Annotated in this window: 15 protein-coding genes; 10 read left to right on the forward strand and 5 right to left on the reverse strand. The window is 66.0% G+C overall.

Annotated features, from left to right (window positions below; genetic code table 11):
• Positions 1-19: 19 nt before the first annotated feature.
• Genes NZL82_RS14545 through NZL82_RS14555 form a run of 3 tightly spaced genes read right to left on the reverse strand, consistent with a single transcriptional unit; the run spans position 20 to position 2661 of the window.
• On the reverse strand, positions 20-778 hold the full coding sequence (locus tag NZL82_RS14545; RefSeq protein WP_261270472.1) for a DUF2807 domain-containing protein: 759 nt from the start codon (positions 776-778) through the stop codon (positions 20-22).
• Positions 779-789: 11 nt separating this feature from the next.
• On the reverse strand, positions 790-1467 hold the full coding sequence (locus tag NZL82_RS14550; protein WP_261270473.1) for an ABC transporter ATP-binding protein: 678 nt from the start codon (positions 1465-1467) through the stop codon (positions 790-792).
• A 15-nt stretch (positions 1468-1482) separates the two neighbouring features.
• On the reverse strand, positions 1483-2661 hold the full coding sequence (locus NZL82_RS14555; RefSeq protein ID WP_261270474.1) for an efflux RND transporter periplasmic adaptor subunit: 1179 nt from the start codon (positions 2659-2661) through the stop codon (positions 1483-1485).
• A gap of 168 nt (positions 2662-2829) precedes the next feature.
• On the opposite strand from NZL82_RS14555, the gene NZL82_RS14560 reads away from it, so the two are divergent.
• The 4 genes from NZL82_RS14560 to NZL82_RS14575 all read left to right on the forward strand — a co-directional run bounded on the left by NZL82_RS14560 (position 2830) and on the right by NZL82_RS14575 (position 9088).
• Complete coding sequence (locus NZL82_RS14560) at positions 2830-4149, forward strand: sigma-54 dependent transcriptional regulator (protein ID WP_261270475.1); 1320 nt, start codon at positions 2830-2832, stop codon at positions 4147-4149.
• On the forward strand, positions 4139-5275 hold the full coding sequence (locus NZL82_RS14565) for a PAS domain-containing sensor histidine kinase (protein ID WP_261270476.1): 1137 nt from the start codon (positions 4139-4141) through the stop codon (positions 5273-5275). Before NZL82_RS14560 ends, NZL82_RS14565 begins: the two co-directional genes overlap by 11 nt.
• Positions 5276-5534: 259 nt before the next feature.
• The gene (locus tag NZL82_RS14570) at positions 5535-6758 is read left to right on the forward strand and encodes a family 43 glycosylhydrolase (protein WP_261270477.1); all 1224 of its coding nucleotides are present in this window, start codon (positions 5535-5537) and stop codon (positions 6756-6758) included.
• On the forward strand, positions 6755-9088 hold the full coding sequence (locus tag NZL82_RS14575; RefSeq protein WP_261270478.1) for a family 43 glycosylhydrolase: 2334 nt from the start codon (positions 6755-6757) through the stop codon (positions 9086-9088). The genes NZL82_RS14570 and NZL82_RS14575 overlap by 4 nt, the downstream gene beginning before the upstream one ends.
• Here the strand turns inward: NZL82_RS14575 and NZL82_RS14580 are convergent.
• Positions 9075-9212 carry a hypothetical protein gene (locus NZL82_RS14580; RefSeq protein ID WP_261270479.1) on the reverse strand — a complete coding sequence of 46 codons (138 nt, stop codon included), beginning with the start codon at positions 9210-9212 and terminating at the stop codon, positions 9075-9077. The two genes, NZL82_RS14575 and NZL82_RS14580, sit on opposite strands and share 14 nt — an antisense overlap.
• A gap of 71 nt (positions 9213-9283) precedes the next feature.
• On the opposite strand from NZL82_RS14580, the gene NZL82_RS14585 reads away from it, so the two are divergent.
• Together NZL82_RS14585 and NZL82_RS14590 are read left to right on the forward strand one after the other, a co-directional pair.
• On the forward strand, positions 9284-10039 hold the full coding sequence (locus NZL82_RS14585; protein ID WP_261270480.1) for a FadR/GntR family transcriptional regulator: 756 nt from the start codon (positions 9284-9286) through the stop codon (positions 10037-10039).
• A gap of 174 nt (positions 10040-10213) precedes the next feature.
• A complete protein-coding gene (locus NZL82_RS14590) occupies positions 10214-12907 on the forward strand; it encodes a TonB-dependent receptor (protein ID WP_261270481.1) in 2694 nt (897 codons plus the stop codon).
• Here the strand turns inward: NZL82_RS14590 and NZL82_RS14595 are convergent.
• On the reverse strand, positions 12885-13595 hold the full coding sequence (locus NZL82_RS14595) for a phosphatase PAP2 family protein (RefSeq protein ID WP_261270482.1): 711 nt from the start codon (positions 13593-13595) through the stop codon (positions 12885-12887). The two genes, NZL82_RS14590 and NZL82_RS14595, sit on opposite strands and share 23 nt — an antisense overlap.
• Before the next feature lie 283 nt (positions 13596-13878).
• On the opposite strand from NZL82_RS14595, the gene NZL82_RS14600 reads away from it, so the two are divergent.
• The 4 genes from NZL82_RS14600 (at position 13879) to NZL82_RS14615 (ending at position 21599) form a co-directional block, all read left to right on the forward strand.
• On the forward strand, positions 13879-16596 hold the full coding sequence (locus NZL82_RS14600; RefSeq protein WP_261270536.1) for a TonB-dependent receptor: 2718 nt from the start codon (positions 13879-13881) through the stop codon (positions 16594-16596).
• 148 nt (positions 16597-16744) lie between these two features.
• Positions 16745-17251, forward strand: coding sequence for an RNA polymerase sigma factor (locus NZL82_RS14605; RefSeq protein ID WP_261270483.1), 507 nt, complete (start codon positions 16745-16747; stop codon positions 17249-17251).
• A complete protein-coding gene (locus tag NZL82_RS14610) occupies positions 17244-18248 on the forward strand; it encodes a FecR domain-containing protein (protein ID WP_261270484.1) in 1005 nt (334 codons plus the stop codon). The genes NZL82_RS14605 and NZL82_RS14610 overlap by 8 nt, the downstream gene beginning before the upstream one ends.
• Before the next feature lie 558 nt (positions 18249-18806).
• Positions 18807-21599: a TonB-dependent receptor gene (locus NZL82_RS14615; RefSeq protein ID WP_261270485.1), complete on the forward strand. Its 2793-nt coding sequence runs from the start codon at positions 18807-18809 to the stop codon at positions 21597-21599.
• Positions 21600-21693: the final 94 nt, after the last annotated feature.

The following is a 21693-nucleotide window of genomic DNA, read 5'->3' on the forward strand; positions in this document are numbered from 1 at the left end:
TTTCCCCCGAACGACGCGGTCATTGGCCGCAGGCGATGCGGGCAAGCCCGCTCTTGGAGACGGTGCAGCTCGGTCGGCCCGCGACCGTGACGTTCGCCATGCCGCTGGCGCCCACCGTCGCCTGTTCCGCCGCCCCGACGCGGACATTGGCCGTGCCACTGGCCCCGATCGTGACGCTGGGCGCAGAAAGGGCGCGTGCATTCACGTTGCTGGCCCCGCTGCCGTCGATGGCCAGCTGGTGCACCTGGCCATCCGCCCGCAGAACGCTGGCCCCCGACGTGTCGAGGCTTGCCCGCTCGGCACGCAAATTCTGAACCGTAACCTGGCTCGCCCCCGACAGGTCGAACTTCGCGGTTCCGCTACGCAGGGCCGGCAGGCGAAGCACGGCAGCGCCGCTGGTCCCGACCGCGAAGGCGGGGGTGTCGAGCGCGGGCAGGTTTATTTCCGCCGCGCCGCTGACATCGACGGCTTTCAGCACCGGCAGAGTGACGGCGATCGCGACGCGCCGGTCATGGCCGTTGCAACTGTCGTTCCGGCGACGGATACGCAGGGTCGCTCCGTTGGTATCGATGCGCAGATTGTCGATATTGGCCCCACGCCCCCGCGCCGTCACGGCATAGGCCGATCCCAGCGCCACGGTCACGATATTGCACCCGCTCAGTTCGATCCGGTCGAACCCGCGCACATCGAAGCTGCGCGCAGTCTGAGCGTTTTCCTGCGCCGGAGCGGCGACGGCGGCGAGCGACAACAGGGCGATGGCGGAGATCATGGTCTTCATCACAAATCCTTTCAGATTGCGCGCGCGGCGCTGGCGACGATGCGGCCGTCGAGCATGTCGATGCGGCGCTTGGCGATGTCGGCATGGCTGGGCGAGTGGGTGACCATCACGATGGTCGCGCCCGCTTCGTTCAGGCCGGTCAGGATGTTCATCACCTGCTCGCCATTGGCGGTGTCGAGATTGCCGGTCGGTTCGTCCGCCAGGATCAGCTTCGGGTCGCCCACGATCGCGCGGGCGATGGCGGCGCGCTGCTGCTGACCGCCCGACAATTGGTGCGGGAAATGACGCGCGCGGTGGGCGATGCCGACCTTGTCCATCGCCGCCGCCACCCGGCCGCGCCGGTCACCGACGTCGTTGCGATAGGCCAGGCCCAGCGCGACATTCTCCTCGATGGTCAGCTCGTCGATCAGGTTGAAGCTCTGAAACACGAAGCCCAGCGTCTCCGCGCGGAACTTGGCGAGTTCCTTTTCGTCCATCGCCGCCAGATCGCGGTCGCCAAACATGTAACGCCCGCCCGTCGGCCGATCGACCGTGCCCAGCGTGTTGAGCAGCGTCGACTTGCCACAGCCCGACGGGCCCATGATGGCCAGGAACTCGCCTTGCGCGACGTGCAGGTCGATGTCGTGGAGCGCGGTGGTCTCCACCTCGTCGGAGACGTAGCGACGCTGAATATTTTCCAGTCGGATCATGATGTCAGTCCCCTTTTATCGGATGTTCAGTATGTCGCCCTTCACGGACGAGGTGTTGCTGATGACGATGCGTTCGCCGGGATTGAGGCCGGACAGGATTTCGACCTGTTCGGGATTGCGGCGACCGACGCGGATCGTCCGGCGGCGGGCATGGGCGCCATCGGGGTCGAGGACGAAGGCCGAACTGCCCCCCGCCTCCAGCCAGCCGCCCACCGGGGCCACCACCGCGCGGCTCGCCGCGCCCAGCGTGATGCGGATGTCGATTGTCTGCCCGCGATTGAGCCCGGCGGGTGCCTTGTCGAAGGTCAGCTCGACCTGGAAGCGCCCGTCCTTCACGGCGGGCAGCACCTTCGACACGGTCAGCGCGGCCCCGTCCGAGGTCGTCGCCTTCTGCCCCACCGCGACGCGGCCGAGGTAAAATTCGTCGACCTGCGCGACGAGCTTCCACGAACCTTCACTGTCGACCTGACCCGCCGGGTCGCCGGGCTTCAGCGTCTGGCCGGGTTGGATGATGAAATTGGTCAGCCGCCCGCCCGATGGGGCCCGGATGGTCAGCCCCTCCAGCCCCGCACGCACCGCCGCCATATTGCCCGACAGCCGGCTCTGCGTGTCGGACAGGCGCGCCGACTGGGTCGCGGTGATCCGCGCCTCGGTCGCGCGGCCCGACTTCAACTGGGCGAGCCGCTTCTCCTGATAGGCCGCCTCTTCCTCGAAGCTCTTGACGCCCGCGTCCGACAGAAAGCCCTGATCGTGGAGCTGGCGGCGGATGCCCAGATCGCGACGCGCCTTGATGAGGTCATATTCGGCCTGTGCCACCTGGCCCGCGCGATCGAGCTTGTTCCGCTCGATGCCAAGCCCTTCGCTCGCCACGCCGCCGAGCTGGCTGGCGATCTGCGCCTCGCGGGTCAGCACATCCAGCTTGAGTTGCGGATTGGCCAGGGTGGCAAGCGGCTGTCCCTCGGTCACCATCTGGCCGTCCTGGGCCAGCAACTTCTCGACCTGCCCGCCCGACAACACGCCGACCAGGGTCGTGACACGCGGCGTCACGGTGGCGCGGACCGGCAGGTAATCGTCGAATGCGGCGCGGCTGACCTCGCCCGTTTCGATATTGGCCGATGCGATGTCGGTCGAACCCGCAGCGGGCAGGAAGCGCCAGATCAGGATCGCCGCCGCGACCACCAGGATCGCGATCACCACCGGTCGGCGACGCCACCACGGTGTGGCCTTTCGTGCTATACGCCGGTCCATCGCCGCCCCCGGAGCCGCCCCGCCATCCCCGACAGCGGAAGTGTTTGCGCCTGTGCTGTGTTCGGTCATCATGGCGTCAATGTCACCCAGGACGGCCAAAAAACCTAAAGCCCTATGAAACCTCCACTTTCCTTCCGCTCTGTCGATTCCGACCGTTCGGGACCGAACGCACCGTCCACAAATGGACGGTCGCAGGAGGGGTCAAGCCCGCTTTCGATCCTGGTCATCGACGACAATCCGCGCGTCGCCGAATCGCTCGCCATCGCGATCGAGCTTGCGGGGCACCGGCTGGACGTGGCGAACGGGCCGGAGGAAGGATTTTCCAGGCTGGCGGCGCAGCGTTACGACGCGATCCTGCTCGACCTGAATTATGCCGCCGGACGGACCGATGGCGGCGAAGGTCTGACCATGCTGGCCCGGTTGCTGGCGGACGATCCCGGTGCTTGCATCATCGTCATCACCGCGCATAGCGGCATCCGGCTGGCCGTCACCGCGATGCAGGCGGGCGCACGCGACTTCGTGATGAAGCCATGGCGCAATGCCGATCTGCTCGCCAAGATCGAGGTCGCGGTCCAGCGGCGGGCGCCCCTGGCGGACCGTGCCGCGCCAGCCGCCGACGACGCCGCATCCCATGCCGCCGAACCCGTCGGGCTATTGGGCGACAGCCCCGCGATCCACCATGTCCGCAATATGGTTCGCCGGATCGGCCCCACCATGGCCGGGGTGGTCGTGACCGGCCCGTCGGGCGCAGGACGAAGCCTGATCGCCGCCGCGATCCATGCGGCATCGGCTGGCGCGGACCGGCCCATGCAGCGGATCGATCTGCGCGATCCGCTGGCATGGGACCGCCTGAGCGAGGGCGGCAGCGGCATGACATGGCTGCTGCGTCATCCCGACCAACTCGACGCGATCGGACAGGCGCGGCTGCTCGACCGTCTCGCGGCGCAAGATCGCTACATCGCCATTGCCGACGATGCCCGCGTCATCACGCCCGCGCTGGCCCGGCGGATCGCCACGGTCGAGATCGCCGCCCCCTCGCTGGCCGAACGGCGCGCGGACATACCCGTCCTGGCCCGCCATTTTGCGCGAATCGCGGCGGAACGGCATGGCCGCCCCCTGCCCCGCTTCACCCCCGCCGCAGAAGCGCTGTTCGCGACCGCCAACTGGCCCGACGAAGCGCGCGGGCTGGCGGGCGCGGTCGAACGCGCACTGCTGCTCGGCGATGACGGCGTGATCGAGGCGGCATTGCTCGCCCCCGCCGCGCCCACCATGGTCGCCAGTCCGGCCCGCCCCAGCTTCGACCTCGACGAAACCGAACGAAGCATGATCGAGGCCGCGTTGATCGAGCATCATCATAACGTTACCCAGGCGGCGCAGGCGCTGGGGCTCAGCCGGGGTGCGCTGTATCGGCGGATGGCGCGTCATGGGCTTTGAATGGCCCTATGCCCGCATCGTTGCGATCGGTGGGAGCGCATTGGCGCTGACCGGCAGCGGGGGATTGCTGGTGTTGGCCTGGCAAAACGGCATGTTCGCCTCGATTCTGGGACTGGCGCTGAGTGCGGGCTGGCTGATCCTGACGGCGTGCTGGGCGGTGGCGCGGCGGTCCGCACCGTCTCCCTCAGTGGCTCCGCGCCCCGCCGCCGATGGGCCGCCACTGGGAGCCTTGTTCGACCAGATACCGCTGCCGCTGCTGCGCATCGATCGGGGACGGGCGCGAGCCATCAACCGGGCGAGCCGTAGCCTGTTCGCCACCGACGACCGCCTGACGCCGACCCCGGCCGCGCTGCTCGACCCGCTGCAGAGCCAGTTGCGGTACGAAGGGCGAAGCTGGCGGATCGAGCGCATTGCGGCAAGCGACCGGTCGATCCTCATCCTGATCGATGTCGAGGCCGAGCGGCGCGCGGCAGCGGCGCATGCGGATAACGAGATGATCGATATCCTCGGCCATGAACTGCTCAACGGGCTGTCGCCGATCGTCTCGCTGGCGGATAGTGCGCTGGTCGCGGCCGAGCGGAGCGATGCCCGGCTGCCGGGCATATTGGCGACGCTGGCGCGGCGGGTCGAGGGGCTGGAACGCTTCACCCGCGCCTATCGCACGCTGGCACGCCTGCCGGAGCCGGTCCGCACGCCCTTCGTCCCCGCCGATCTGGCCGACGATCTGGGCCGCCTGTTTGCCGAACGTTTCGCGGGGATGGTCACGCTGTCGGTCGACGCCCCGGCAGAAACCATGGGGGCATGCGACCGCGATCAGATGACCCAGGCGATCTGGGCGCTGCTCCAGAATGCGGCGGAGGCGGCGCTGGCCGGATCGGTCACCCCCACCGTGACCCTAGTCTTTCACCGGGACGAGACGGGCTTGCGGATCGCCGTGGGGGATACCGGCAGCGGCGTCGCCATGCCGGAGCGCACGCGCATCTTCCGCCCGTTCCACACCACCAAAGCCGACGGATCGGGGATCGGCCTGACCCTGGCCCGCCGGATCGCGCGGGCGCATGGCGGCGATCTGAAACTGCTCGCGATCGGCGTGACGACCTTCGAAATGACGATACCCGGCCCATAGCCGCCACGCGACCTCTTTACTTGTAGGACAAGAAAAAGGATGCTCTACAAAAGAATATGAGGGTTTGGGAGCGGTTATGATCGAGCTAACTCTGGGGCAATGGTGGTCGAAAAAATCCGTTTTCACCGCCACCCTATGCGCGGCCACCGCCATGACCGCGTCCAGCGCTCAATCAAACAGTCCGACAATTGACCAGGGCCAGTCGAGCGCCGCTTCCGCTGATCCTGCCCGTACATCCGCAGCCTCTTCGGCAGCGGACATGGTCGCCTATCTGTTCGTCTACTTCACCAACGACAGCATAGAGGGTGAGAAGCTGCGCTTTGCCGTGTCGGACGGCAACAACGCCCTGCAATGGCGGGATTTGAACGACGCTAAGCCTATCCTGGAATCGACGATGGGCACACGCGGCCTGCGCGATCCGTTCATCCTGCGCTCGGCGGAGGGAGATCGTTTCTTCCTCCTCGCCACCGACCTGTCGGTCGGCCGGACCGGCTGGGGCCATGCCACAGACGACGGCAGCCAGTATCTGGAGATCTGGGAATCCACCGATCTGGTTCATTGGGGCGAACAGCGCCATGTGAAGGTCAATACGCCGATGGCGGGCATGACCTGGGCTCCCGAGGCGAGCTACGATCCCAGCATCCAGGCCTATATCGTCTATTGGACCTCGACCCTGTTCCGGGATGCCGCGCACAAACAGGGCGACGGCCATGGCCCGCAGATCCTGATGTCGACAACGCGCGACTTTCGCCATTTCACGACACCGCAGCCCTGGTTCAAGGCCGCCGACCTGCCCTTTCTGGCGAAGGACAAGGGCATGATCGACACCACCATTCTGAAAGACGGCAAGGACTATTATCGCTTCACCAAGGTGAGCGAGCAATCGGGCTGCCCCTCCGCCGACATCATGGGACAAAAGTCCCGCTCGCTGCGGGCCAGCATGGCGTCGGGTGCCTGGACGGTGGTCGATCGCTGTATCGGCCGCAGGGCGGGCACGCCGGAGGTCGAGGGGCCAAGCGCCTTTGCCGCCAATCCCGGCGATGTCAGCGGCTTCCGCTATTTCCTGTGGGTCGATAATTATGGCGGCGTCGGATATATCCCGCTCGCGACCAACACGCTGAAGGGCAAGATACGTTGGACCTACCCTGCGTCCTTCCGCCTGCCCGCCTCGCCGCGCCACGGATCGGTGCTGTCGATCACCGCCAGCGAGCGTGACGCGCTGGTCGCCAAGTGGAACCGGGCGCTGCTCGTCACGGCCGTAGAGCCCGTTCGGGTCGCGATGACTGCGAACGCACCCGCCCTCCCCCGGACGGTCACCGTGCGGTTCGCCGATGGGCATCAGGAGGCGGTCGGCGTCACCTGGGATAAGGTCGATTGGGCAAGACTTCGGCGCAAGGGTGGCTCGGTCAGGGTCACCGGACGCCTGGCCAATTCCTCTGCGACCCCGACGATCGCGACCATCTCCGCGAGCAGCACCCGATGACGGCATTTCGGATTCGCGGCGCCGCGCTGTTGTTGGCGGGGTGTGCGCTGTCCGCCTCGGTCACAGGCCAGGGCCCCAGCGCCGCGACCCAGGGCGCTCGCGACACGTCCGCAGCCTTCTGGGCGGTGCCGCCGGTTCTGGCGTCGGGCACGCGCCTTCCCTCGCCGACTGGCGGGCAGGTCAGTTGGTCCGCCGATCGTCCTATATTGCGCGGCGATGTCGTGGTTCAGGACGGCCGCGCGCCAATTCGCGTGACGCTGACGGGGCGATGGACCGATGCCGTGGGCCGGGTGGTGACCAAGCATTGGACGGTGACGCTGCTGGGCCGCGACGCCCCCCGCCTGCTCGCCTATACCCGCGTGCCGACCGACGCGCATGACGCCAACCAGCCGATCATCGCGCGTTCGCTCCACCTCGCCATCGGGCAAGCCAACGACGCGCGACCGCTCAACGCCAATTACGGCATCGTCTTTCCCATCGGTGAGTATATCGGGGTCGACCGGGTCGAGCATCGCGGGCTGGCCCACGCCTCGCTGTTCCACTTCGCCGATGGCAGTCTGGGCGTGATCGCCACGCGGGTCGATCTGGCGGGCAAAGCCGATGCCTCGCAGGCAAGCAGCGCCATCGTCTTCCAGAGCGATCCCGCCAGCCCCGCCGACTTCATCGAACTGGGGTTGATCGATCTGGGCACCCGCACGGGCGTCGTCGCACCAAAGGCCGTATGGGACGGGGCCGCCAAACGCTATCTGGTCACATGGCGCGACGATGGGGGCGCCTCCCACCGCACCAGCGTCGTCGATCTGAAGCGGACCGAACGGGTGCCGACCGCTTTCTTCCCGGAGCGGAATGGTGAACGCACGCGCATCGTATCGGCGGGGAATGTCGGTGTCGCGGAGAGCGGCGCCATCCCCATGCCAACCGCGGGCCCCCTGCCCTCCGTAACCGGGGCCGACGGAGTAGAGGGGATCGCGATCGATCCGCGCATGGCGCAGGCGCTGGCGAACCGATATGGCCGGATACGCAATGTCCAGACTTGGGTCGCGGCACGGACCGTCCGGCGTGCCGACATCGCCGCGCTGACCGCGACCCGTGCGCATCTCACCTATTCGGATGGATCGTCCGCCACCCGCGCGGTCGACTGGTACACGGCCGACCTCGCCCATATCCGAACATCGGGACCGGGACGCTATTGGCTGCGGGGGCGCATACGCCAGCCCGTCTATCCGGCGATCTTTGCCTATAACCGCGCCGACCCAGTGCTCTTCCGCTATCATCAGGCCGGGCGGACACGCTATCTGTTCATCGCCACCGACGACACCAACAACGACAATGTCGGGTCGCCCCATCTGCCGATCCGGGTCGCAGACGGCATCGCCGCGCTCGCCGACGATCATGGTGGTCGCCAACGCGAAGTCGATCTGCTCAACCGGCTGACGCGAAAGGACCGCACCGCCGAAGGACGGGTGATCGCGGGCTGTTACTGGGCACCCGAAATTCATGAGATAGGCGGACGGCTGTCGATCCTGTTCGCGCCATGCTTCAACCCGGACGACGACCAGTCCAACCGCGACGGCGCGTGGCACCGCGTCCAATCGCACATCATGCAGTTGCGGCCCGGTGGCGATCCCGCCAACCCCGCCGACTGGTCCAAACCCGCCGCCATTCTGAAGGCCGATGGCACGCCGCTGGGTCGGTCGGACTTTCCACGCAATATCAGCCTGGACATGTCCTATTTCGAATCGGGTGGGCAGGCCTATTACACCTGGTCGCAACGCTATCTGCCCGCGAAAGGCCCGTTGGGCGATCCGCTGACCTGGATCGCGCGGGTCGATCCGTCGCACCCGACGCGCCTCGCCGGGCCGCCGCGCCCCGCCATCGCGCCGACCCGTGCGTTCGAAGAGAATTTGTCCGAAGGCGCCTTCGCCGTGCATCATGGCGGGCGCATCCACCTGATCTATTCCAGTTCCGGGGTCAGCCCGACCTATGTCGTCGGCGGCGCCTGGGCCCGCGAAGGCAGCGACCTGACGAACATCGACAATTGGCACAAATGGACCGCACCGCTTCAGCACAGCGCGCCGATGCCCCCCGGGGTGACCGATTATCGCCGATACGAGCAAGGGGTCGGGCATGGCGCCTTCACCACCGATGAGGATGGCAATCTCCTCTATGTCTATCATAGCTGGGGCGACGGAGTGGGCGGCAATGGACGCGATACGCGGCTGCGGCGCGTCCACTGGGCGGCGGACGGGCATCCCGTACTGGACATGACGAGCGACGAAGAGGTCGACCCTGCCCATCGCGAGGTACGGATGCAGGTCACGGTCCGGTAATGGCGGGGCGCGTTACCGGGCTGGCGATCAGGTTGGCCGGAAGGAGGCACAGCCATTCCTCGGTCGCCATCCCGCCATCGGCAAAGAACGGCCGGGCGGCTGACCAGCCACCGCGCCGCGGCATAGAGGTTGTGCGGGCATGGTCCGACGCAAATGCTTGACCAAAACGCTTTTGCGCCCCCAATAATGGTCGTGATGGACAACGCACCCACGACGCAGGACCGGCTCTACCGGGAACTGGCCCGCACCCTGATCGCCGAACTGGTCGAAGGCCGTTACCCGGTCGGCACCCGGATGCCCGCCGAACGCGAATTGGCGACGCGCTTCGACGTCAGCCGCCCGGTCATTCGGGAAGCGCTGATCGCCTTGGAAGTCCAGGGCTTCATCGAGGTTCGGATCGGTTCGGGCGCGCATGTCGTCGCCCTTCCCGGCCAGGGCGAGACCCCGGATTTCGGCGTGTCCGCGATGGAGGTGGCCGAGGCGCGCCTGTTGTTCGAACCGGAATCCGCCGCACTGGCCGCGACCCAGATCACCGATGCCGAATTGGACGAACTGGCCGCACTGGTCGATGCGATCGAAGAAGAGAATAGGGAAGTCGGCGGGGCCTTCCGCGCCGACCGCGCCTTTCACACGCTGATCGCGCGCGTCACCCGGAACAGCGCCATCCTGGAGACGATCGACCGGCTGTGGGAACAGCGCGAACGATCGGCGGAAAGCGCGCTGCTGGATGCCAAGGTCCGCGCGATCGACGTGCGTCCGATCGTCGAGCACCACGCCGCCATATTGGAGGCGCTGCGGGCCCGGGACTCGCTCGCCGCGCGCGCCGCGATGCAACGCCATCTGACCGCGGCGCTGGAAGGCCTGCTGATCGCCAGCGAGGCGCGCGCCGTGGAGGAAGTGCGGCAGGCCCTGGCGGCGAAACGAGACCGGACCGCCCATCTGAAAATCTGACGGGGAATTCGCGACAGGTCCGACCCTGCCGCACGACATATGCTCCCTGCCCTACTGACACGCGCGCTACATATTTCTCCCCTATCGGCGCCTGTCCGCCGACGGCGTGCGGGTGTCGGGGCATGGGATGACGGGCGAAGGGCATAGGCAATCGGGTCCGCCGGGCAGGCGCGCATGACGGTCCTCGTCGCGCTGGCGCTGGCCCAGGCCGCAGCACAGACCGATCCCGTCCTCGCGGTCGATCTTCCGGCCGGATCGGTCGCCACCGGACTGGACCGATTGTCGCGAGAGGTGGGTCTGGCACTAGTCGGCAGGCCCGGCGATCTGGCGGGGCGGCGCGCTCCGCACCTGCGGGGGAGGCTGCGCCTGTCCGAGGCGCTCGACCGCTGGTGCCGCCCCGCGGGATTGCGCTGCCATCTGCTCGCCGGGGGTATCGTCGTGCGGGCAGCCGGACCAATGCCCCGCCCCGTCGTCAGGCCCCGCCCGCGATCCGTCCCCATCGAACCCGTGGTCGGCCCGGACGTGATCGTCACCGGGCGGCGCGGAACCCTGGTCCAGGGGGAGTTGGAGCGCAGCTATTCCGCTTCGCACATCGACAGCACCGAGCTCAGCCGTCGCAGCTCGCAAAGTCTGGCGGAGCTGCTGACCGGCCTGCCCGGCCTATGGGTCGACAATTCGGCCGGGGTGGCGGCCAACAGCATCCGGGTGCGCGGCATTCCACTCGACGGCTATCAGGCGATCGCGGTGCAGGAAGATGGCTTGCCGGTCCAGCACGACACGCTGCCCTGGACCGATATTGACCAGTTCGTCCGCCCCGACCTGATGATCGCGAGCGCCGATTATGTGCGGGGTGGTCCCTCCGCAATCTTCGCCAGCAACGCGCCCGGCGGCGTCCTCAATCTGCGCACTCGTGCCGCCGGCGACCATCATGGCGGAGAGGTACGCACGACATTGACCGACTTCGGGCTGTTTCGATGGGAAGGCTATGCCACTGGCCCCATCGCGCCCGGCTGGCGTGTGATCGTCGGTGGCACCCTGACCCGCGATCCGACCGTCCGCCGGATCGCCGAGACGCTGGGCGGCGGGCAGGTGCGCGCGCGGGTCGATCATGATTTGCGCGGGGGCGGACGGCTGACCCTGGCCCTGCATGGGATGGACGATGATACGCTCAACATCTCGTCCTTTCCAATGCGGTATCGGGCGGGGCGGTTCGCGATACTACCCGGCTTCGATCCCCGGCGCGGCAGCTTTTTCGGACCCGAGCTGACCCGGTTGCGCTTCGCGGCGCTGGGCGAACGACCGCTGGGGCGCAACAATCGCAATCGCTTGGTGACGCCGTCGCTGTCGCTTGTGCGCGATGTGGCGGGCGGCGTGTTGACCGCCCGCGCCCATTATCGCTGGTCGCGGACCGAACGCTACGCCTTGTCGTCCTCAGGCGCGGCGATCCCGGCCGAACGGCTTCTGGCCGATGCCCTGCCCCGTCTGACTGCCGCTTTCCCGACCATCGCCAGGGTCGCGCTCGCCCACGCCAGCGACGGCAGCGCCTTCGCCCCGATCGCGGGGAATGACCGGGCCATCGCGCTGAACCCCGTCGCCGCCGACACGCGTCTGTGCGAGGCGATGGTCGACCTGTCCTATGCGCATGGCCTGGAGGCGGGCGGGCACCATGACCTGACGCTGGGGCTGTACGCAGTCGGTTATCGCTGGGATTTTCGACGTGCGGTGGCGCGCGTGCTGTTGGAGGCGCGGGAACAGGGGCGGCGGCTCGATATGGTCGCGTTGGATGCCGACGGCCGCGTCCTGGGCCGTGCGACCGATGACGGGTTGCTCAGCACCGGCTCGACCTATGAAGCGCTTCGTGGCCATCAGCGGATGATCGCGCTCTACGCCGCCGACGAGTGGCAGGTGGCGGAACGCTGGCGGCTCGACTGGGGATTGCGGCACGAGCGGGCCGCGCCTTCGGCCTGGGTCGAACGTCCAGCGACTGTCGATGGCGGCGATCCGATGACGCTGGCGGACGACCGGATCGCGATCGGATCGGGGCAATGGGATAGACGACAACGGCATCTCGCGCAGACGGCGGCGACCCTCGCGCTGCATTGGCGCGCTAGCCCCGCACTGGGGCTGTTCACCCGTGCGACCCGCGCGATGCGACTGCCCGATCCGGGCGTGTTCCGCATCGGCAGCGGCGATCCCGCCCGCGCGCTGACCATCGAGCAGGGCGAGTTCGGGCTGATCTGGCAAGGGGCGGGCCTGGGATTGGAGGCGACGGCCTTTGCCAGCCGTTTCCCCGACATTGCCCTGCCCGACCTGTCGCTCGACCCCGCGACAGGCGCCGTCCGGATCGGCGAACATGCCGCCTCGGCGCGCACGCTGGGGCTGGAGATCGGCGCAAGGGCCAGCCCCCTGCCCGGCCTGTCGATACGCGGCACCGTGACATGGCAGGACCCCCGGCTGCAGTCCTATCGCGTCGCCAGCCTGATCGACGGAGTGCCGGTGACCACTGACCTGAGCGGCCGGATGCCAAGGCGGGTTCCGCGAGTGATGGCCAGCCTGTCCGCCAGCGCCGCACTGCCCCGGACCGGCATCACCCTAGACGGCGATGTGTCGGCCATGGGACGACGCTTTGCCGACGATGCCAATAGTCTCGCCCTGCCGTGCTTTGCCCTGGTCGGACTGGGCGCAAGCTGGACGGTGACGCCCGCCCTGACCCTGGGTTTGCGCGTGACCAATCTTTTCGATCAGGTCGCGATCATGCAGGGCGACGCCCTGGGCGGCGAAATCCGGGCGGGTGACGGTGACGGGGTCGCCACCGTTCGCGCGCAGCAGGGTCGCGTGGCGGCGCTCAGCGTGGCTTGGCGGCTGTAAGTCCCCGGCGATAGAGCGCCAGTTCCTCGGCCGCCGCCGCCATGTCGCGCCGGAAATCGGCATTGCCATGCTCACGCGCCACCAGGGCGCTCGCCGCCAGATAGCCGCCCTCGACTGCGCTTTGCGAATGCGATCCGCAAATCCAGCGGCTGTCGCCATAATCGCGCCCACGCGCCAGGATCGCGGTCGCGCGGTCCGGCATCAGCTCCGCCATCAGCAGTGCAAAGCTCCAGCCATGGGCGGTATGGCCCGAGGGATAATCGCCATTGGCGATCAGCGACGCGGTGCGCGGTTCGCAGATGGGCAAATCGGTGCCGATAAACGGACGCGGCGACTGCCAACGCGTCTTGGCCACGCGGATAGCCGCTGATCGATCCGCCCCGAAACGCGCGAGCAAGGCTTGCGTCACCGGCAGCTTGGTCCAGTCGGGTTGGAAGCCGAGAGCGTCGGCAAAGCGTGCGCCGAGGTCGCTGGATACATCGGCTGCGGCCTGTTGCCACCGCGCCATGCCCCGCAGCGCGCGGCTATCGCGAAAGGCCTTCGCATCGGCCAGCGCGCGGGGCGAGCCGGGCGTCGGTGGCCCCGGAAGGACGGTCGTCAGGTTCACCCCCTCCCCTGCCGCCAGATAGCCCGTCACCTCCCGAGCCTGCACCGGCACCGCGACCGACACAAGCATAGCCGCGCTCATCGCCAATAAAATGGCCGATCGCCCTGTCGTCCGCCCCATTTCCTTACCCCCACTCGCAATATTGGCCCGTCACATCCGAAGAGCTGAACCACCGCAGAGCGGGGACAGCCTTAGCTGGGCCTATTCCACAAAAGCCATGGCCTCGGCCATTGTCACAAAAACTACACAATTGTCTTAAAACTTTTACAAAATTCCTTGTCCCCGTTTGCAGCCCGCCCCCGTCTACCCCCACGATCGTCCGCATGGCCGGGCGAGCGGATTTCTCGTGGGGGTTTACATCGTGATGGTTAACAAGCGGACGCTGCTGCTGGCGTCGAGCGCATTTTTCGTGGCGCAGCCGGTGACGGCACAGGAAATGCCGTCGGATCAGGGCAGCCCGACCAGCGATGCCGGGGAGGTCGTCGTGACCGGTTACCGCACCAGCCTGGCACAGGCGCGCAATGCCAAGCGGGATGCGACGATCATCAAGGATTCGATCGCGGCCAGCGACATCGCCGCCTTTCCCGACCTGAACCTTGCCGAAGCGCTGCAGCGCCTGCCCGGCGTCGCGATCAACCGCGAGGCCGGCGAAGGTCGCCGGATTTCCTTGCGCGGCCTCGGCCCCGACTTCACCCGCGTACAGTTGAACGGCATGGAAGTGCTGGGCAATGTCGACTCGCCGCAGGACAGCCGGGGGCAGACGACGCGCGACCGCGCCTTCGACTTCAACCTGTTCGCCGCCGAACTGTTCAACCATGTCGATGTCGAGAAGTCCTACCAGGCGCAGCAGACCGAGGGCGGCCTGGCGGGCACGGTCGGTCTCTTCACTGCGCGTCCCTTCGACTATAAGGGCAGCAAGATCGCCTTGTCGGCGCAGGGCGGCACCAATTCGCTGACCCGCGATTTCCAGCCGCGCCTGACCGGCCTGATCTCCAAGAACTGGGGCAATTTCGGCATTCTGGTCTCGGGCGCCTATAGCCGCCGCAACACGCGCGAAGAGGGCTTCGACACCTATCGCTGGCGCCGCAACAAGGCCAATGGCAGCGACATTTCCCGCCTGACCGCCGCCGAGCAGGCCAAGATCAACTCGGGCGACCTCCTGTTCGCACGCGGCAACCGCCTGTCGGTATGGGACAGCAAGCAGGAGCGGATCGGCCTTACCTCCTCGATCCAATGGGCGCCGACCGATAAGGTCCATGTGACGCTGGACGGCCTGTACGGCCAGTTCAAGGGCGACCGGTTCGAGACCCACCTCGCCTCGCGCGGCGGCGGCAGCTCGACCTGGCTGGGCGGCGGCGAGACCTTTGCGGGCACCGTCTATCCCAATTCGCGGGTCAACGCGATCCAGTGGAACGACCGGAACGAGGTGACCTATCTCGACGTGTCGGGCGGCAAGGCATCGACCGAAACGCGGATCCAGAACACCAAGAACGTCTTCAAGCAACTCGTCCTGTCGGGCGACGCGGAGCTGGTCGACGGGCTGACCTTCCACTGGCTGGGCGGCGTCGAACGGTCGCGCTACGACATGCCGGTCAACGACAAGTTCACGCTTGAAGGATTCGGCGACGTCATCTCCGACTATCGCGGCGGCACCTATTCGCTGGTCAACACGTACAAGTTCAATCCGGCCGACGCCAATTTCTGGCACGCCAAGCGGCTCTATGTGAACAACACCTTCCAGGATTCGGCGTTCGACAATGTGAAGGGGCGCTTCGAGTACAAGGTCACCCCCGACGACACGATCAGCGTCGGCGGCGAGTGGCGGCGTTTCGGCAATAGCGGCTATTATGCCGAACAGGACAATATCCTGACCAGCGGCTTCGTCTCGGGCAAGGTCAATGCCAACCCCACTGCCTATGCGCAGACCTATACCGGCTATAGCGGGCAGGACTGGACGATCGTCGACTTCCCCAAGATGCTCCAGACGCTGGGTATCGACCGGTCGCAATATCTGACCAAGCGGCTCGGCGTGTTCGCGGTCGAGGAGCGCACCGGCGCGGCGTTCGCGCAATATGACTGGAACCATATCCTGGGCGGCATTCCGTTCCGCGGCAATATCGGCGCGCGCTATTACCGGACGACCGTCACTTCGGACGGCGTGGCCAGTGTCGGCCCGATCACCGTGCGCGGCGAATATCAGGGCGTGCTTCCCGCCGCGAACCTAATCTTCGAGCTCGATCCCGGCCTGATGCTGCGCTTCGCCGCCTCGAAGAACATCAACCGGCCCGCGCTCGGTGCGCTGGCGGTCAACGGTTCGGTCAGCAACGACAATGGCAATATCACCGTGTCGATCGGCAACCCGAATCTGCGTCCCTACAAGTCGACCGATTTCAACATTTCGTCCGAATATTATTTCGGCTCGGTCGGCTATGTCGCCGCCGCCATGTTCTACAAGACGTTGGACGGCTATATCTCGACCCAGACGGTCAACAACGTGCCCTATTCGCAGACGGGCCTGCCCGACAATCTCTATCCCGGCGTGACGGGCGCGACTTTGGTCGACAGCTATTCCCGCCCCGTGAATCTGCTCAAGACCAACTTGTTCGGGGTCGAACTGTCGGGGCAGACCGACTTCAAATTCTTGCCCGCCCCCTTCGACCGGCTGGGGACGGCGGTGAACTTCACCTATGTCGACTCGCGGCTCGATTACTCCAAAATCTATACGGGCAGCATCGCAACGACGCTGGAGGGGTTGAGCAAGTATAACGCCAACGCCACCCTTTATTATCAGGACAAGGCGTTCGACGCGCGCATTTCCGCCAATTATCGCAGCGGCTGGATTCTCAGCGCCTCGCCGGTGCTCACGTCGCTCGGCCCCGACCAGGACGTGACCGGGTTCGAGGGGACCGTCTATGTCGATATGTCGGCGCATTACACGGTCAGCGATCACGTCCAGCTGACGCTGAACGGCATCAACCTGACCAACCAGCGTGAGCGGCAATATTCGAACAGCACCAAGCGGCTCTATGTCGTCACCCGTTCGGGCGCGACGGTGCTGGGCGGCATCCGGCTGACCTTCTGATCATGCCATGACCTTCGGCCTTGATACCCGGCATGTTCGGGGTATCAGCCGATCACCCGCGCCGCTCCGTCACGGGGGCGGCGCGGTTCTTTTTCGACAAGGATTGTCCCCGGATGCGGCGCCACCGGCTCTTCCTGGATAAGGCCGAATGAACAGCCCCCTCGCCTGGGCGGTGGAGGGGCGCGACCGCCTGTTGACCTATGTCCGCAGGCGCATTCGCGAGCCCGAACAGGCGGAGGATGTGGTGCAGGAATCGATCATGCGCGTGATCGAGCAGGAGCGGAAACAGGTGATCGAACAGCCGCTCGCCTATGCCTTTCGCGTCGCCGATTCGGTGATCTACAATCGCGGGCGACGCGGCGCGGCGGATCATGCGCCGGTCGATCCGGAACTGGCCTGCGCCCTGCCGCTGGCGGACGAGGTGCTCGACTATCGCCAGCGCTTCGAACGGTTCCGCACCGCCCTGTCGCGCCTGCCCGCGCAACGCCGCGCGGTCTTTGTCGAACGCCATCTGGAGGGCAAGTCGCGCCAGCAGATCGCCGACGACATGAACATCAGCATCGAGGCGGTGAAGAAGCATCTGGTCCGCGCGATGATCGATCTGGACGGCTGCATCGACGATCTGCCGACACGCGGAGGCCGTCTGCATGACTGATCGCGACGCGATGCTGGAAGAGGCCGCCGACTGGGCCGACCGTCTGGATGCCCTGTCGCCCGAGGCCCGAGGCGAACTTCACGCATGGCTGAACCGCTCGCCGGACCATCGCGCGGCCCTGGCGCGAATGGTCCGGCTGCTGGGCGATCCGGCGCTGTTCGACACGGTCGAGCATTGGACGCGACAGACGGTGCCTTCCCCTGCTCCGTTCCATGTCCATCCGCGCCATCGGCCACGGCGTTGGAACGTCCTTGAGCGCCCCGGGGCCCGGCGGCGGGCCGTCGCTATTGCCGCCGCGCTGGCGGCCGTGATCGCCGCACCGCTGGTCTGGCATGTCGCAGCTTCCGACGACGCCCCGGTCGAGCGCATCTATGCCTCCGCCACCGGGCAGCAGAGGCAGGTGACGCTTCCCGATGGGTCGGACATGACGCTGGATGCATCCTCGCGCATCGCCATCGCCTTTTCGGATGGGAAACGCGACCTGACGCTGGAGCAGGGTGCGGCACGGTTCGAGGTTCGCCATGATGCCACCCGCCCCTTCTCTGTCTCGACGCCCGAGGGCCAGATGGTCGCGCTCGGCACCAGTTTCAGCGTCGATCGCGGCGCGGAGCATAGCGAATTGCGCGTGTTCCGGGGACGGGTCCGCCTGACGGTAGCGGGCCAGCCGGCGGTCGTCGTGACCGGCGGGCACTGGGCGGAGGCGGGCACTGGGCGAATCATCGTCCACGCTTTCGACACGTCCCGCTATCAGGGATGGCAGGATCGCTGGCTGACCGGCGACCGGATCAGGCTGGGCGATGCCGTCACCCGGCTGAGCCGGTACAGCGCGCGCCCCATCATCCTGTCCGACCCGGCACTCGCGGATCAGACGTTCAACGGACGCTTCCGGCTGGACAGAACGGTCGAGAGCCTGACGCTGATCGGCGCGTTGTTCGATTTGTCGGTGAAGGATGACGGCAAAGCCCTTCACCTGACGGCGATGTCGTCTCGGCACTGACGCAACCGCCCAACATCGAACAGGCCAATTGGCCGAACCAATCTGGGTGATACCAATCGAGACTCAGCCGCTCCATTGTCCAACCGAATACAGTGCGTGGACCCAAGACACGTATAAAAACAAGCTCGTCAAACGCCTTACCGCCACCATGACAATAAATTCACGATGATAACTAATTGTTTTATGACGGTTATTTTCGAATGCGTTTCGTCCTGACCAGTTTTCACGCGAAACGGATTGCCTTCCCGTTGACAGGCATGACCATTCCATGTCACCGATAAGACCATAAGATTACAACACCGTGATGCAGAAAGAAATTTTCGGTCCTTTCGGGTGATCCGTCGCACATGACTCACAGGTCGGGCGGCGGGCGCGACGATGGACTTCGGAAGGGTCTGCGCTCCGACGCAAGAGATGGGACGGTCGAGACCGGTCCGTGAACGACACCTCGTTCCGGCCGATGACGCCCTCTGTCCTCCTGACGGTCGCCATGCCCCTTCCGGCACAGTCTCGGGGAAGCCCGGCGCGATGAGCCCGCGCCAGGATCAGAGGGAGGGAATGAGCATGACTATGTCACCGCGCAAGGGCGTATCGCGTCTGGGTCGCAAGCGACTGCTTCAGACCACAGCGTTCACCGCAGCCTGGATGGCTTCGGCCATGATCACCGCACCGGGCTGGGCGCAGACGGCCACCACCGGCACGGCAGGGGCAAGCGTCACCGCCGTCGCAGCCGATACCGGGCAGGCGACGCCGCAAGCCGATACCGCCGGGGATGCCAGCCAGGACGAGATCACCGTCACCGGCTATCGCCAGAGCATCGCCTCCGCCCTCGCCGCCAAGCGCAACGACATCCGCATCACCGACGGCATCTCGTCGGAGGATATCGGCAAATTCCCCGCCCAGAACGTAACCGAGGCGATCCAGCGTATCGCGGGCGTCCAGATGTCCAACATCAACGGACGCGGCTCGACGATCAGCATCCGTGGCCTGGGGCCGCAATATGCGCGCACCACGATCAACGGCCAGACCTTCGCCAGCGCCGACTTCAAGGATGGCTTCCGCTACGACATCATCCAGACCGATCTGGCCAGCGCGATCCAGGTCATCAAGTCGCCCACTGCCGACATGGACACGGGCGGCCTGGCGGGCACGGTCAACATCGATACGGTCAAGCCGCTCGCCTATAAGGGCCCCAGCTTCATCGCGGGGATGAAGGGCTATTATTCCGACTTTCGCGGCGACGTCACGCCCAAGGTCAATGCCGCCTATATCAAACGGTTCGCGAATGACACGATCGGCGTCATGCTGGACGTCGGCTATCAGAAGCTGAAGGATCGCGGCGACTATCTGTTCATAAAGAACTGGTATCAGCCGGGCGCCGTGGCGGGCGCGCCGGACGTGCAGGTGCCGGGCAATCTGCGCTATCGCCGGATCGACCGCGACACCGAACAGCTAATGGGCAGCGGCGCGATCCAATGGAAGCCGCAGGACAATTTCGAGGTGCTGCTCCAGGGCGAATATTCGCGTGACCATACCCGTTACGACACCCGCCAGATGGTCTTCGGCCGCTGGGCCGCCTCGGCGGTGAAGGTCAACAGCTCGGCCAACGGCGTCGCGAACAACATCTCGATCAGCAATTTTAACGTCGACAACAACGACCAGCCCGAACTGCGCAAGCTCCAGACCCAGGCCTATACCGGCACGGTCAGCTGGAGCCCGACCGACACCACCCATATCCGCGCGATCGGCCATTATACCCAGGGCGATGCCAAGCTGTACGAATGGGCGACGATCGACGAGGTGCGCTTCGCGAATGGCGGCACGCTCGACATCTCTGATCCGTTCAACGTCAAGTGGAACACCGCCAGCCTGACCGACGGCTCGATCTACAATATGGGCAACCGCACCTGGTATGCCTTTGTCGACGGTGCGACGCATATCCAGTCAGCCCGCGACCGCGCGGTGCAGACCGACCTGACCCAGGACCTCGACTGGCACGGGATCAAGGCGCTGGTGTTAGGCGCGAAATATCATCACGAAAGCTTCGACACCAAGGCCTATCGCCACGACCGCGACGCCGATGTCAGCGATCCCGTCACCTACCCCGAATATGCCTGGATTCCCGACCTGTCGAAGACGGGCGTGCTGGTGAACAACTTCTTGAACGGCTCGATGTCGATCCCGCACAGCTTCCTGTCGGTCAACGCGCCGCTGTGGCAGCAGATCCTGCGCGACAAGGGAATCAGCGTACCCGACACGCCCGACTGGCCCAATACCTATAAGGTCGACCGCTATATCCCGGCGGTCTATGCAATGGCCAATATCGACGGCACGCTGTTCGACCTGCCGGTGCGCGGCAATGTCGGCGTGCGATACGAACATACGCACCAGAACGTCACCAGCAGCCTGACCAACGGCACCGGCAGCGACGCGACGCTGCTGGGGCAGCAGCATGTCGTGCAGGATTATGGCAATGTCCTGCCCAGCGCCAGCTTCGCACTGGACCTGACGCCGCGCCTGGTCGCGCGCATCGCCGCGGCCAAGGTGCTGGTCCGCCCGCTGCTCAACAGCCAGACGCAGATGGCCGACACCATCACCCGCGTCACCACCAGCCTGCGACCCAGTGTCTCGGTGGCGCAAGGGGAAAGCCGGTTGAAGCCGCTGACCGCCAACCAGTTGGACCTCAGCCTCGAATTCTACCACGGCAAGGGCAACTCGATCAGCGTCGCGGGCTTCTACAAGGCGGTGAAGAACGGCACCTTCACGCAATTCTACTGCCCGTCCTCCTATGACGGCGTGGCGCTGAACGGCGTGGTCAGCGACTGCCAGTCGGCGGATTTGAAGACCGATTACAGCTTCAGCCGGGTGCTGAACGACGACCGCGTCATCCATATCAAGGGCCTGGAATTCTCCGCCTCGGAGAATTTCGACATGATCCTGCCCGTGAAGGGGTTCGGCGCGGTCGGCAACGTGACGGTGGTCGACACCGATGCGAGCGCGATCGGCACCGGCTTCAACCTGCGCGATCTGTCCAAGCTGACCTGGAACCTGACGCCATACTGGGAAAACGAGATGTTCAGCGTCCGCCTGTCGGTCAATCACCGCAGTTCCTATGTCCAGGATGCGGCGTCGAGCTTCTTCGTCAATAGCGGCCTTACCCATGTGGTGCGCCCGCGCACCCAGATGGATCTGGCGCTGGGTTTCAACCCGGCCAGCTACATCAGCTTCACGGGCGGCATCATCAACCTGAACAACACCCATGAAGACGCCTACCAGACCAACGCCGATACCTTCCAGCTCGCGAGCAGGACGGGTCGCACCTTCTATTTGTCGGCGTCGACACGCTTCTGACCTCCCCCACGCAAGGGCGGATCGCCATGTGTCGATCCGCCCACCTTTTCCAATCGAAAGCCGCCGGAAGGCGGCGTTTTCGTATCAAGCCGCC

The organism is Sphingomonas sp. LC-1, from assembly GCF_025371035.1.
In the GTDB taxonomy this organism is placed as follows: Bacteria; Pseudomonadota; Alphaproteobacteria; order Sphingomonadales; family Sphingomonadaceae; genus Sphingomonas; species Sphingomonas sanguinis_E.